Source organism: Pseudomonas sp. PGPR40 (assembly GCF_022014505.1).
Lineage (GTDB): Bacteria > Pseudomonadota > Gammaproteobacteria > Pseudomonadales > Pseudomonadaceae > Aquipseudomonas.
This window is the reverse complement of sequence record NZ_JAKLSP010000001.1, coordinates 283829-297383: the sequence shown is the minus strand read 5'-3', so window position 1 is coordinate 297383 and position 13555 is coordinate 283829. Positions and strand designations below refer to the sequence as shown.

The 13555-nt window shown below is 53.3% G+C and carries 11 protein-coding genes; 3 read left to right on the top strand and 8 right to left on the bottom strand.

Annotated features, from left to right (window positions below; all coding sequences use genetic code 11):
* Nucleotides 1-76: 76 nt before the first annotated feature.
* Both MEB48_RS01300 and MEB48_RS01295 read right to left on the bottom strand, forming a co-directional pair.
* On the bottom strand, nt 77-391 hold the full coding sequence (locus tag MEB48_RS01300) for an EthD family reductase (protein WP_237881120.1): 315 nt from the start codon (nt 389-391) through the stop codon (nt 77-79).
* Between the two features lie 25 nt (nt 392-416).
* A complete protein-coding gene (locus MEB48_RS01295) occupies nt 417-1292 on the bottom strand; it encodes a TauD/TfdA dioxygenase family protein (RefSeq protein ID WP_237881118.1) in 876 nt (291 codons plus the stop codon).
* 288 nt (nt 1293-1580) lie between these two features.
* Here MEB48_RS01295 and MEB48_RS01290 point away from each other — a divergent pair, with 288 nt between their 5' ends.
* Entirely contained in the window at nt 1581-3179 is a 1599-nt protein-coding gene (locus tag MEB48_RS01290; RefSeq protein WP_237881116.1) for a phytoene desaturase family protein, read from the top strand.
* A 21-nt stretch (nt 3180-3200) separates the two neighbouring features.
* On the opposite strand, the gene MEB48_RS01285 is transcribed toward MEB48_RS01290, so the two are convergent.
* Together MEB48_RS01285 and MEB48_RS01280 are read right to left on the bottom strand one after the other, a co-directional pair.
* The gene (locus MEB48_RS01285; RefSeq protein ID WP_237881114.1) at nt 3201-4295 is read right to left on the bottom strand and encodes an AraC family transcriptional regulator; all 1095 of its coding nucleotides are present in this window, start codon (nt 4293-4295) and stop codon (nt 3201-3203) included.
* 481 nt (nt 4296-4776) lie between these two features.
* Nucleotides 4777-5790 carry an AraC family transcriptional regulator gene (locus MEB48_RS01280; protein ID WP_237881112.1) on the bottom strand — a complete coding sequence of 338 codons (1014 nt, stop codon included), beginning with the start codon at nt 5788-5790 and terminating at the stop codon, nt 4777-4779.
* 223 nt (nt 5791-6013) lie between these two features.
* Between MEB48_RS01280 and MEB48_RS01275 the strand changes: the two genes are divergently transcribed.
* Both MEB48_RS01275 and MEB48_RS01270 read left to right on the top strand, forming a co-directional pair.
* The gene (locus MEB48_RS01275; RefSeq protein WP_237881110.1) at nt 6014-7684 is read left to right on the top strand and encodes a GMC family oxidoreductase; all 1671 of its coding nucleotides are present in this window, start codon (nt 6014-6016) and stop codon (nt 7682-7684) included.
* Nucleotides 7671-10163 carry a flavin-containing monooxygenase gene (locus tag MEB48_RS01270; RefSeq protein ID WP_237881108.1) on the top strand — a complete coding sequence of 831 codons (2493 nt, stop codon included), beginning with the start codon at nt 7671-7673 and terminating at the stop codon, nt 10161-10163. Before MEB48_RS01275 ends, MEB48_RS01270 begins: the two co-directional genes overlap by 14 nt.
* On the opposite strand, the gene gorA is transcribed toward MEB48_RS01270, so the two are convergent.
* The 4 genes from gorA to MEB48_RS01250 all read right to left on the bottom strand — a co-directional run bounded on the left by gorA (nt 10160) and on the right by MEB48_RS01250 (nt 13555).
* The gene (gene gorA, locus MEB48_RS01265) at nt 10160-11518 is read right to left on the bottom strand and encodes a glutathione-disulfide reductase (RefSeq protein ID WP_237881106.1); all 1359 of its coding nucleotides are present in this window, start codon (nt 11516-11518) and stop codon (nt 10160-10162) included. The genes MEB48_RS01270 and gorA overlap by 4 nt on opposite strands.
* Before the next feature lie 409 nt (nt 11519-11927).
* Entirely contained in the window at nt 11928-12560 is a 633-nt protein-coding gene (locus tag MEB48_RS01260) for a response regulator (protein WP_154862804.1), read from the bottom strand.
* An 84-nt stretch (nt 12561-12644) separates the two neighbouring features.
* Nucleotides 12645-13400, bottom strand: coding sequence for an alpha/beta hydrolase family protein (locus MEB48_RS01255; RefSeq protein WP_237881104.1), 756 nt, complete (start codon nt 13398-13400; stop codon nt 12645-12647).
* A complete protein-coding gene (locus tag MEB48_RS01250) occupies nt 13397-13555 on the bottom strand; it encodes a DsbA family protein (RefSeq protein ID WP_105347569.1) in 159 nt (52 codons plus the stop codon). The genes MEB48_RS01255 and MEB48_RS01250 overlap by 4 nt, the downstream gene beginning before the upstream one ends.

Sequence of the window (13555 nt, the reverse complement as noted above, 5' to 3'; positions counted from 1 at the left end):
ACTCAAAAAAAGAGGCACTAGGTACGCAAAAAGACAGGTGCCTCCCGTTAAGCCTCCCGCAGTTACTCTGGATGCATCAACCGACCAGCACTTCGCTGACCTGAATGATGGGCTTGAGATTGGTGTAATTAACGATGTCCGCCCCGATGGCCTTGGCATGTGGCCCAAATGCGACTGCGAATGAGTCGAGTGAATCGAAGAAAAGATGACCTATTGCAATGTAGGTTGGATCGCTTCCAGGCACTGGGCCTTGAAGGCCTTTTTCAATAGTGAAGTGACTGCAGGCCCCGGCCATCTTCTGCTGAATCATCGCCATATGTTGATCACGATAGTAATCGAAGTCGAAGGTTGCGCCAGCTTCATTCGGGTAAAGAATGCTTACGTCAATCATTGGGTGTATTTCTCTGGTTTATTGATTAAATGGCGGCAACACCAACAGGGCGTTCGCCTGAGATGGTTGTTCGATGCATAAGGCGTAGGTAGCCGTCGTAGCCACCGTCTGCGTTGTGAAGCGTGCAGCGGTTGTCCCACAGAGTAAGCATGTTCGGCGCCCATCGGTGACGGTAGACATATTTGTCCTGCACCATGTGCTGATACAAATAACTCAGCAGCGCCGTTGATTCTCCATGGGTCAAACCCTGAATACCCTGCGTGTAGACAGGGCTCACGTAGAGGGATTTGCGACCCGTTACGGGATGCACGCGTACCAGCGGGTGTGGCCAGGTTTTATCGGCGTCTTCACTGACCACAATCTTCATTGAGCGTGCTTCAGTCTCTTTTGCGAACAGGCCGTTTTTACCATAGGGCATGCTCGCAGAATGTATCGCGACGAGATAATTCAGGAGTCCCTTCATCGTTTCAGAAAGGTCATCGTAGGCACGATAGCCGTCGGCAAATAGCGTGTCGCCACCCACGGGCGGAGTGATCTTGGAGTGAAGGATGGTTCCCGCCGGCGGCTGTTCCTGAAAGCTCCAGTCTGAGTGCCACTGGGCACCGAAGTTAACCGCCTTTTCATCAGGCTCGCGCCTGAGTTCGAGAATGTGCGGATGAGCCTCCATCGGGACGATATAAGGGTCTATTCCGAACTCACCAAACTGAAGCGTGAACGCCTCCAGTTGTGCGTGGGAGAGCGGCTGATCCGGGAAGTAAATTACCGAATGCCTGGCCCATGTGTCCTTCACCTCTCCTAATACAGCTGCCGTGAGTGGCTTATCTATCGAGATACCGATAATCCTGGCTCCAAAACCGTGAGCCTCGGGTTCCACCTGAATATGCCTAAAGTTGCTGTCCATAATCGCAGTCCCTTCTTTCGTTTTTATAAATAAATCACAGGAAGATCGTGGAGGGATTCTCCGATGCCAGTCCTCTGCTGTCGTTGCTACCGTGCGACAGAGAATTGATTTGGGATGCCAATACCTTGGGCGGTTGTTGTTCCTCCTTTTAAATTGTCGTGTCGAAACAAATCTTTGGCGTGTGGTGCCATTCACGCCGATTCCCCACGTACCCACACTCAGGCTGCGTAGCGACTGCGCACCAATGATCAATAAAAATCCCGGAAAGGGTAGGGAAGGGGACGAACGATGAGCGATTACGATCTGAGTTTTAAGCGCGCGTTGGCTCGTGGAGAGCTAAACAGCAGGTTCGACACGATTGTCATAGGTTCTGGTGCTGGCGGCCTAAGTACAGCCGCATTGTTGGCCCTCGAAGGACAGCGCGTTTTGGTACTGGAGCGCCACGCAGTGTTGGGTGGTTGTTTGCAATCCTTCAAACGCCAAGGCTTCGAGTGGGATGTAGGCCTGCACTATATGGGTGAGGTACATCGCAAAACGAGTGGCCTCTATCGGCTGTTCGACAAAGTCTCAGGCGGTCAACTTGAATGGGCGCCCATGCCCGAAAACTACAATCGCATCATCATAGGTGCCAATAGCTACGATCATATGGCCGGTGCACAAGCCTACAAGGATCGACTCAAGGACTACTTTCCGAAGGACGCACGCGCGATCGATCGTTACGTGGAGCTGGTGGGGGAGACGAGCCGGGCTGCGAAATCCTTCTTCGGTGAGCGGGCCTTGCCACAATCCATGTCTGACGCAGCGTTCTCCAGGGCTCAGACTGCATTCATGCCACTTGCACAGCGCACAGTGCAGGATGTTTTGGACGAATTGACTGACAACGCTGATCTTAAGGCAGTCTGGTGTGGGAACTACGGCGACTACTGCAATTCCCCTGCGGAGGCCTCTTTTGCGATCCATGCCATGGTTTTCAGCCATTACATCGATGGCGCTAGCTACCCCGTTGGCGGCTCGCAACGCATTGCCACAGCAATGGCCGACACTGTTCGTGCTGCAGGAGGCGCTTGTCTGGTGGCTGCGGAAGTTGTGAGCATCGAAATGTGTGATGGTTGTGTGATGGGTGTACAAACCGCTGATGGAAGCCAGGTTCGCGCGGACAGAGTCGTCAGTGCGATTGGTATCTCTCAGACCGTACCGCTTCTGGCTCATGCTGATCCTGAATTGACCCAGCCTTTGGATGAAGTAACTAAGAGCATTGGTACCACTCAATGTTTTGCTGTGCTAAACCTAGGCATCGACATCGCAAATGCTGATCTGAATATCCATCCAGCCAATTTGTGGGTGCACCCAAGCAACGATCTCCCGGCGAACCTAGCACGGTACAAAGCTAATCCAGTGGGAGAGCCTATGCCCCTGCATTTCATTGCCCACCCATCACTACGAGATCCAAGTTGGCCTGAACGCCACCCCAATCAGAGCACGATGGATATCTGCGGCCTGACAGATTGGTCAGTGTTCGAGCGTTTCACTGGCACGAAGTGGAAGCAGAGAGGTGCAGAGTACGAGAACATGACTGCAAGACTGAGCGAAGACCTCTTGGCCGTGGCCTTAAAACATTATCCTCAAATCGGCGGACGCATTGCTCATGCCGAGCTGGCTACGCCTCTAACGTTCAATCACTTTCTAAATCGTAGTCGCGGCAATTTCATGGGATATGAGCAAACGCCACTTCGTTTTGCACAGCGCTGGATGCGTGCACATGGCCCCGTAAAAGGTCTGTTTTTTGGTGGACAGGATGTGACCGCTGCCGGAGTCAGTGGCGCGATGGTCAGCGGGCTGGTCGCGGCAAGTGCCGTTCTTGAGCGTGATCTTTTCCGAGAGCTTTAGCCCCTCAAGATCTTACTGGGTCTAATCGGCTTCACAAGTTGAACTCGGATTATCAGAACTCTCGTGGCTGCTGATTCCAAGCGCCTTACCTCTTGCAGACAAGTCGCCTACCAATTCATCGCGCAGAGCTCTGGGGGCCTTACCGAAGTGACTTCGCACAGCATGCGAAAACGCGCTGGGTTCAGCGTAGCCCAGTCGCTCTGCGAGCATCACAAGCGGCAGAGCGGGATCAGCGAGACCTTCCAATGCTTCGCTCATACGCACGGCTTCCAGTAATTGGCGAAAAGATGAGCCGCGCTCAGCTAACCGACGCTGAAGAGTCCGCCTGCTGAGATCCAGGGAACGCGCTACGCTGTCGCAATTTGCTTCCGAAAACCCCTGTGCGGCGATGGCCGCAGCCACGTAATCAACGAGCGTGTCGGAGCGCCCCTGGGTTGTAAGCAACGCCTCAGCGCGACCGAGTAAAATGCGAAGCAGAGTTGGGTCGGCAGCTTGCCATGGTGAATCCAGCGTTTCAGCGTCGAACAGGATACGGCTGTGTTCTCCTCCCAGGATGACCCGACATTCGAAATATGTCTCATAGTGATCAGTCAAGTGCGATTCAGTGCCTGGTAACTCCACACTCGTTGGCCTTCGGTTAGCCTGCATACAGCGGTAAAGAAGTCTCAAATACGCTGCAAACAGCGAGTCGATCTGGGCGGGGTGCATGGCGACAGGGCTAGGTGTCACGCGGTAAACCAATTGGAGACCATTATTAGCAGCGGGTTCAGTCAAAAAACGACCAGAGTTGCTGACCAATTGTTGCAACCTAACCGTGTGGCCGAGCGCCTGGCGCAATGAACCGCTGTGCATTAACACCAGTGCAACGACATTCATCGATTGCAACGGTAGCGCCACGCCAACCTTCAAGCCGAGAAGGGGATCTCCCGAGAGTTGCATAGCGCGTTGCCAAAGTCTTCTCACCTGCACCAGTTGCAGGTGTCGCGTAGGTGCCGCCACGTCCTCTAAGTGTTGAGCCCAGGGAGCTCCCAAACGGGAAGGATCGATACCTTGCCGAGTAAGCTCCTCGATTACGCCTACAAGCCAGGTAGCGCTGACGGTGAGAGGTCGGGTCATCGTATGTCCGGTAGCCGAAGCGCGTTGCTTGATGAAAAGAGACGGGCCCCTAACCAGTGCTGTATCTGGATCGAATGCTCAAGGTCAGCTAAGTGTTTCGACAGATTATGTAGCACGCCTGATAGGCATATTCCATCCCGAATTGATGAATACCGGGCGAGACGGAATGACACGCCCATATGCACTTCTGCCTTCTTCAGCGTGCCAATTGATTCTGTCCGCAGTTGCGGCGACTTTACCCATCGCCTAGGCTATGGCCTTCCATGCTCAGCGGTGAGGGTTAGGGCAATTTTTCTGCGCGCTCACGAATCCGACTTGGGCTTTGTGCATAATCGTTGCGCGATTGAGCGCAGAAACCTGCTTCAGGTGGCGAAACCTTTTCCGCAGCGATCGTCGCATCTTCAATGTCAGCCAAGCTAGCTTTCGCAATGAGTCCGATCTGCTCTTCAGCTGCACGGGATCGATTCACCGGGGATGTGTGTTACGTTTTTTTGAGTCGCCGAAAATTAGTTGGTGCGACTCCATGCCACCGCTTGAACGCTTGAGAAAAGCTCGACAAGTCACTAAAGCCTAGTCGCTCAGCGATCCTGGTCAGGCTCAATCGCGAGTCCTTAAGCATCTCGATGGCACTATAGCTGCGGGCCTCAGCTAACAGGGCCCGAAATGTGGTGCCTTCATCGTTTAATCGGCGCTTGAGGGTTCGCGTGCTTATGTGGGTCAGACGGGCTATTTCGGTTAGATCCGGTGGCATGCTTTCGGCAGTAGCAAGGTAGTGCTGCACCAAAGCGGTCATACCCGAGCGAGCGATTCTGCTTTGCATCAACTTCGTGCACATCTGCTCGCACATGTTCACTGTGACGGTATTGGCCTGGGGCAAAGGGTGAGACAAGAACGAGCGATTGAAGGACAAGCTATTGCGGTTTGCTGAGTAGGTGGGAGGAATGCCTATGAGGTAATCGTTGGCTGGTCGTGTTGGCGCAGTGGCTTTGAGCGTAAAGCGCGACAGCGCGAAGTGTTCACCCGCCAACTCCTTTAGCAGCACCGCCGCCGCAGCCATGTCCCGTCCCAGCAAAAAATCGCGTAAGTCTGACGCTAGCCCGGGTGCAGTGAACGTCAACACGCCATCATTGCCTTGCTCTTCATAGGAAATGACGGTGAAAGCATAGGTGAGCGGCAGAAAGCGCAACGCCAGTGCTAGGGCATCACCTGTAGTCGCACTGCTAATCAAGCCGTAACCGAACAGGCCATAGGTGGAGAAGTGATAGCGTGTACCAACTTCAAATCCCAAGCCGGACGGATTCCCCAGATGCGTCAGCAAATTGCTGATCAAGCGTAGCTCCTGGTCGGCGGTCAACTCGACATTCGGATCACTCAATTGCGCCTGAGTCAGCCCAGAGCCCGCAAGAACTTTAGTGACTGACAGGCCTTTTTCACGACCGAATTCGAGCTGTAACAAGGCGCTGGCGGGGCCGCGCGTAAAATCCCTAAAGCTCATGCCTCTTTGCCTATTGCGAAAGATTGGCCCAAATAATAAAGCAATTGGCCCTTTCCAGCATTGGTCTCTTCCCTGATGGGCGTCACCATCATCCGTGTTCCGTTAGCCGTTTTAACAAAAATAAAAGGCCTTCGCGATGCTTGGCGTGAATCAGAACTCGCTTTTATAGGTTTTTGATTGGACGTTTGGGACTTCGCACTGTCTTGTGCGTGAGAAAAGAATAATGAAAAAGACCTTCGATTACATCGTTGTGGGTGGTGGTTCCGGTGGGTGTGTGGTTGCGAGCAGGTTGACCGAAGATCCAAACGTCAGCGTTTGTGTTCTGGAGGCGGGGGGAGGCGGTCAATCCAGTCTGGTCAATGTCCCAGCCGCCGTCGTGGCCATGGTGCCGACCTCGGTGAATAACTGGTCGTTCGAAACCGTTCCACAATTAGGTCTCGCTGGCCGTAAAGGCTACCAGCCTCGTGGTAAGACACTGGGCGGTTCATCAGCTATCAACGCCATGATTTATGTGCGCGGGCATCAATGGGATTACGACCATTGGGCTTCATTGGGTAATACCGGCTGGGCGTTCAGAGACGTGCTGCCTTATTTCCGCCTCAGCGAACACAACGAGCGAATTGACAACGAATGGCACGGTCGAGGCGGGCCGTTGTGGGTAAGCGATCTTCGTTCCGACAATCCATTTCAGCAGCGATTTCTGGACGCGGCCCGCCAGACCGGGTTGCCGCTCAACGACGACTTTAACGGTGCCGACCAAGAAGGTGCAGGTATTTACCAAGTTACGCAAAAGCATGGTGAGCGTTGTAGTGCCGCGCGAGCCTATCTTCTCCCTCATATCGGTGTGCGTAACAATTTAAAGGTAGAAACCAAGGCACAGGTTCAACGCATCCTGTTTGAAGGTACTCGCGCCGTGGGTGTAGAAGTTCTTCAACATGGCCAGATTCACGTTCTACGGGCACATCGGGAAGTAGTCCTTGCTGCCGGAGCCTTTCAGACGCCACAACTGTTGATGCTTTCTGGTGTGGGGCCGGAAGCAGAACTGCAGCGCCACGGCATCAAAGTCCTGCTGAATCTTCCTGGTGTAGGTCAGAATCTGCAGGATCACCCGGATTTCGTCTTCGTTTACAAAACACGCAGCCTCGATGCAATGGGCATCTCCCTAGGTGGCGGTGCCAAGCTGCTGAAAGAGGTAGTCCGTTTTCGAAATGAACGTCGGGGCATGTTGACCTCGAACTTTGCCGAAGGCGGGGCGTTTCTTAAAACTCGCGAGACTTTGGATAAGCCGGATATTCAACTGCATTTTGTCGTTGCCCCGGTCGAGGATCATGCTCGTAAATTGAGATTCGGCCATGGATTTTCCTGCCATGTTTGCCTTCTGCGGCCGCGCAGTCGCGGCGCGGTGTCGCTGGCCAGCAATGACCCGCAAGCGGCGCCACTGATTGATCCGGCCTTTCTTCAAGATCCACAAGATCTTGAGGACATGGTGGCGGCATTCAAACTCACCCATCAGCTTATGCAGGCTCCCGCTCTTGCCAGTTGGATCACTCAAGATCTGTATACCGCAGATATCGACACCGATGAGCAGATCCGCGCCATCCTGCGACGTCGCGCCGACAGCGTTTATCACCCAGTGGGCACCTGCCGGATGGGTGTTGACGCACTTGCTGTGGTGGACTCGAAGCTGCGCGTGCATGGGCTGCAGGGCTTACGCATTGTCGATGCTTCAATCATGCCGACTCTTATCGGCGGCAATACCAACGCGCCGACAATCATGATCGCTGAGAAAGCCGCTGATCTTATTCGGGGGATTCAACGTGTGAAATCGTGCGTTGCGCCAGAAGATTCGACCATTGCCAATAACAAGAATGAGGCACCTTATGTTGTTGCATGATTTTGATGTCGACCCTGAGTCCGCAATGCCCCTGACCGCGATCATTATCGGAACTGGTTTCGCTGGCATCGGCATGGCCGTTGCGTTGCAAAAGGCCGGCGTCGAGGACTTCGTCATTCTGGAAAAAAAACATGACGTAGGCGGTGTCTGGCGGGACAACACATATCCTGGCGCAGCGTGTGACGTGCCTTCGCACTTATATTCGTTTTCGTTTGAACCCAACCCGGACTGGAACCGGGTGTTCGCTCCGCAGGGTGAGATTCATAACTACCTGCAACGCTGCGCCGACAAATATGGGTTGAGTAAATACATCCGTTTTGGCGCCGAAGTCGCCTCTGCTGAATTCGACGAAGCGACTTCGTTGTGGCGGGTCATACAGAAGGACGGAACTGTACTGAGTGCTTCGTTGTTGATCAGCGGAACCGGACAGCTGAGCCGTCCGGCATTTCCAAAATTGGCGGGCATGGAGAACTTCAAAGGCCACATCTTTCACTCGGCCACTTGGGATCACAGCTACTCGCTAGCTGGTAAGCGGGTAGCGGTAGTCGGCACCGGGGCCTCTGCGATTCAGTTTGTGCCGGCCATTGCCGGCCAGGTGGAACACTTGAAGATTTTTCAGCGCTCACCCGCGCACGTGATGCCACGTCCCGACCGTGCATACTCCGAACGAGAAAAAACACTGCTACGCAATGTTCCCTGGTTGATGAAGGCATACCGCGCATCAATATATCTCCGGTATGAATCACGAGCAGTGGCGTTTACTCGGTTCAAGTCTTTGATGAAATGGGCGGTCGGTATTCCATTTCGCAAGCTGCTGACCAAGCAAGTGACTGATCCTGAACTGCGGCAGAAGCTTACCCCTGATTATCCATTCGGCTGCAAACGCATTTTGCTGTCTAGCGAGTACCTCAAGACAATGAGCCGGCCCAACGTGGAGTTGGTCACCGACGGTATTGTTCGGGTTACGGAGGATGGAATTGAAACCGCAAACGGCAGACGACATGAGGTCGATGCGATCATTTACGGCACGGGGTTCGCGGCCACTGAATTTTTGTCTCCGATGCGCATTGTCGGGCGCGGCGGAATAAACCTTAACCAGGCTTGGCGCGACGGTACCCGTGCTTATCTTGGACTAGCGGTTCCGAACTTTCCCAATTTCTTCATGCTCTACGGCCCAAATACCAACCTCGGCCACAACTCGATCGTGTATATGCTTGAAAGCCAAATTGCCCACATCATGCGATGTTTGCGCACCTTGAAAGCAACAAAGACGAATACAGTTGAGGTCGATCAGAGCGCTTATGACCGTTTCTACCAACAGATCCAGAACCGCCTGGCCAACACCGTGTGGAACGGCTGCAGGAGCTGGTACGTCGATGAAGCCGGCAACAACAGCACTAATTGGCCAGGTTTCACCTTAAGCTATCGCTGGCTGACGCGACTCTCGACTTTGCACGTGTATCGTTTTAGCCGTCAGTTCGAAAGTGGCACCACGATAGCGGAATCACCAGATTGGTTTGAAGTGCTGAAAGCTCGTTTTTTGCGGGACTTCTTGCGCACCACATTTCGGTCGTTGATCGGGCCGGGATTGGGTGTTGTCGCGCAGAGAAGGGTGGTCAGGGGACTTTCCCTGCTGATGCCCGGTACCACTGGCGTGATCCGATATCGCAAGCAGGTCAACGGCGTTCCCGTGCAAGTGGTTGCTCCCAAGCAAGGCGAGAACGGTGGTGTCATTTTATACCTGCACGGAGGAGCGTTTTGCCTCGGCTCCTCGGACACGCACTGGAGCATCACCAGTCGTTTGGCCAAAGCATCTAGGATGTCGGTATGGGTTGCGAATTACCGATTGGCTCCAGAGCATCCCTGTCCAGCAGCACTGCATGATGCGCTGGCATGCTATGAAGCCTTACGTGCTCAAAGTTATGCCGCCGACCGGATTTTTCTCGCTGGAGATTCGGCGGGCGCTGCGTTGGTATTGGCCTTGGCCCTCAAACTTCGAGATCGTTACGAGCGTTTTGCCGCTGGGCTGCTGCTGATGTCACCTGTAACCGACGAGCATTTGACCGGAGTCTCAATGACCTCGCGACTGAAGGAAGACCCCATGATTCGTCGCGGTTGGCTTGAGCAGGGATTGGCTTGGTATGCCTCCGATGAGGCGACGACCAGTCTATTGCGAGTGGATCTGCAAGGACTGCCTCCGATGCTGGTTCAGGTTGGTGACCATGAACTGCTGTTATCCGATTCGATACGTTTAGCCGAGCACGCAGTCAACAGTGGGGTGAATTGCCGGCTGGAGATTTACGCGGCACGATGGCACGTCTTTCAGCTTCAAGCCTTCTACCTGCGTTCGGGAGCTAAGGCGCTGAATACGATGGGTGAGTTTGCCCGTGAGCAACTTTCATACGTGGCACCAATGGGTGAAAACGTGCGTCTGGCTGTTGTCATTGCAACAGAGCCAGACGCACTGATGAGCGATTAACTCGCGACCGGTGTGCGCATGGTGACGAACTCTTCAGCGGACGTCGGATGCACGGCGATGGTTTCGTCGAAATCGCGCTTGGTCGCGCCCGACTTCAGCGCAATCGCCAAACCCTGCACGATCTCGCCAGCATCCGGGCCGACCATGTGGCAGCCCAATACCTTGTCGGTCTTGGCATCCACCACCAGCTTCATCAAGGTGCGCTCCTGGCATTGGGTCAGCGACAATTTCATCGGACGGAAACGGCTTTCAAAGATCACTACTTCGTGCCCAGCCCCTCGCGCCTCTTCTTCGGTCAACCCGACAGTACCGATGTTCGGTTGGCTGAACACTGCCGTGGGGATCATTCTGTAATCCACCGGGCGATACTGCTCAGGCTTGAACAGGCGACGAGCAATAGCCATGCCTTCAGCTAGTGCGACTGGTGTTAGCTGCACGCGACCAATTACGTCCCCCAAGGCCAAAACTGAAGGCTCAGCTGTTTGATATAGATCATCCACCTCGACAAAGCCTTTCTGGTTGAGCTTTACGCCGGTATTTTCCAAACCCAGATTGTCGAGCATTGGACGTCGACCGGTAGCATAGAACACGCAGTCTGCCTCAAGCTGACGACCATCTTTGAGCGTAGCTTTCAGGCTGCCATCAGCTTGTTTGTCGATGCGTTCGATGTCGGCATTGAACTGCAGATCCATGCCACGCCTGGTCAGCTCTACCTGCAAATGATCACGTACCGCACCGTCGAAACCGCGCAGGAATAGATCACCGCGATACAGCAGCGTGGTCTTAGCACCTAGGCCATGGAAGATGCCGGCGAACTCCACTGCAATGTAGCCACCGCCGATCACGAGAACGCGCTTGGGCAGCTCTTTGAGGAAGAATGCCTGATTAGAGCTGATCGCATGCTCGTGTCCCGGAATCTCGGGGATCTGCGGCCAGCCGCCGGTAGCGATTAGGATGCTTTGAGCTGTGTGACGCTCTCCGTTGACCTCCACGGTATGCGGATCAACTATTTTGGCATGCCCTTCATGCAGGGTTACACCGCTGTTGACCAACAGATTGCGATAGATGTCGTTCAGGCGATTGATCTCGCGATCCTTGTTGGCAATCAGCGTCGACCAATCAAACTTCGCCTCGCCCGGAGTCCAACCAAAACCCTGTGAATTCTCGAAGTCGTCGGCGAAATGCGCTCCATAGACCAACAGTTTTTTCGGCACGCAGCCGACGTTGACGCAAGTGCCGCCCAAGTAGCGACTTTCGGCCACAACCACTTTCGCGCCAAAACCGGCGGAGAAACGCGCAGCCCGCACACCGCCGGAACCGGCACCAATTACGTAAAGGTCAAAATCATAGGGCATTTTCAATCTCCGTGGCCAACCAGCGTGATGACTTGGTTGGCTAATATTGGGCCGGACTATCGTAGGAGGTCAGCAACTCAACGAGCGCAGCTGCATAGGTTTACCTGGAAATTTCCAGAGGGCGCCCGAAAATTACCATCCGGTTGGTAGGTTGACAATAGCGAGCCGACTTGTTTCATCGTATGAGGAGTTTGGGGGCAGGAGGGGGAACGGGCTGCGAACTTAGAAATCAATTAGCACTCGAATTCGCCGACGGTCGTCGATCTTTATATCGAGCATTAGCACGAGCAGTGATACCCACATCAGGTGGACACGTTAGGTGGCTTTTGTCCCGGATGAGCGATACAGTTCCGATGGGATGTTATAAATATGAATTGAATGACACGCCACAACCACTGGCTAAAATTCCCTATCTCGGAATTATTCCATGGTCTATTGCATACTTTACCAATGCAGCAGGTTTATCGATGTTGAGTTTGCGTCGAATGCTCAGACGATGGGTTTCTACAGTCCTGACGCTGATGTCCAGTTCTCGTGCCATTTGCTTGTTGTTCAGCCCTTGGGTCATTTTATATAAAACTTGGCTCTCCCGGGGCGTTAGCTCGTTGATAGTACCATCCTCAAGAAGGAGCTTTTGTGCGATTTCAGCACTGTAGAAGGTACCTCCGTTTTTAATTGCTTCAATCGCAGCGACAATTTCTCTTGAGGGTGCATTTTTCAATACATAGCCACTCGCACCGGAGCGTAGGGATTCACTTACATACTCTTTGCTATCATACATGCTGAGCACGAGCACCTTCAGGGTGGGGAACCTGTCACGTATTTTTCGCGTCAGCTCAAGACCGTTTATGTCGGGAAGATTGATGTCGACCAACAGAAGATCTGGATTGCAGTGCTCAACCATCACCATAGCATCCGCACCATTTTCAGCCTCACCAACTACAGTCACAGTCGGAATGACGGATAGTAGAGCCTTGATCCCATCGCGCACTAAGGTGTGATCATCGACTAAGGCTAACCGGATTTGTGTTGATAAGTTCATTAAGGGTGCCCACTGTTATCGATGTAGGATAAGTCAGATTTTCTTACAGGGAATACTCATCACGATATCCAGCTCGCTCCGGGATTACAGATACCTAGAGCTCCAGGCGGTAATGCATGACGCTACATAATCCGCATCCTGACTGTTAGTAAGCAAGTGGTCAGCAGAGTCGAGCGAAATGAAACTCTTGGGGTGTTTAGCTGTGAGGTAAATTTTCTGGGCTTGCTCTATTAGTACAACGCTATCTGCTGGGGAGTGAAAAACAAGCAATGCGCGACGTAGGTTAGCGATATTTGTATCCTGCTGTTGGGTTTCAATATCATCGAGGAACTGCCTTTTTATAGTAAACTCTCTTCCTCCCAGCATTACTTTATATTCACCAATGTCTCTGATCGCTTCTACGTGACCTTTGAACTGCTTCAGGACATGGGTCGCGTCAGCAGGGGCACCGATTGTCACCACGCCTTTTGCCTCTGGGATGTGCTTCGCCGCTGCTATAACTGCGGCTCCACCCAAACTATGGCCAATCAAGATGGATGGAGCTTGATAGGTATCACGCAAAAACTCCGCCGCTGCTACCAAGTCGGCAACGTTGGAGGAAAAATTGCTGTTGGAGAAGTCGCCTTCACTGCTGCCTAGACCTGTGAAATCAAATCGCAGTACAGCGATATTATTGTCGACTAGCGCCTTAGCAATTCTCGCGGCAGCTTTAATATCCTTCCCACAGGTGAAGCAGTGGGCGAACAATGCATAGGCTCTGGGCGCCTCCGGCGTCTCAAGCAGACCTGACAGGCTTATACCCTGGGCGTTTCGGAACGTTATCTTTTGTTTGCTCATCATGAATTTTCCTTGAACGGCTCTGATACCTGGCCTGGTGCGAGCCGGTAGGCCCGCAGGTTTATCTCTACCAGATGTTTGTGCTCAAACTGCTCAAGGGCTGCTTTAAAGCGCCGTTTAGCAATCCAGCACCAAGGGCAGACGAAATCTGCCCTCAC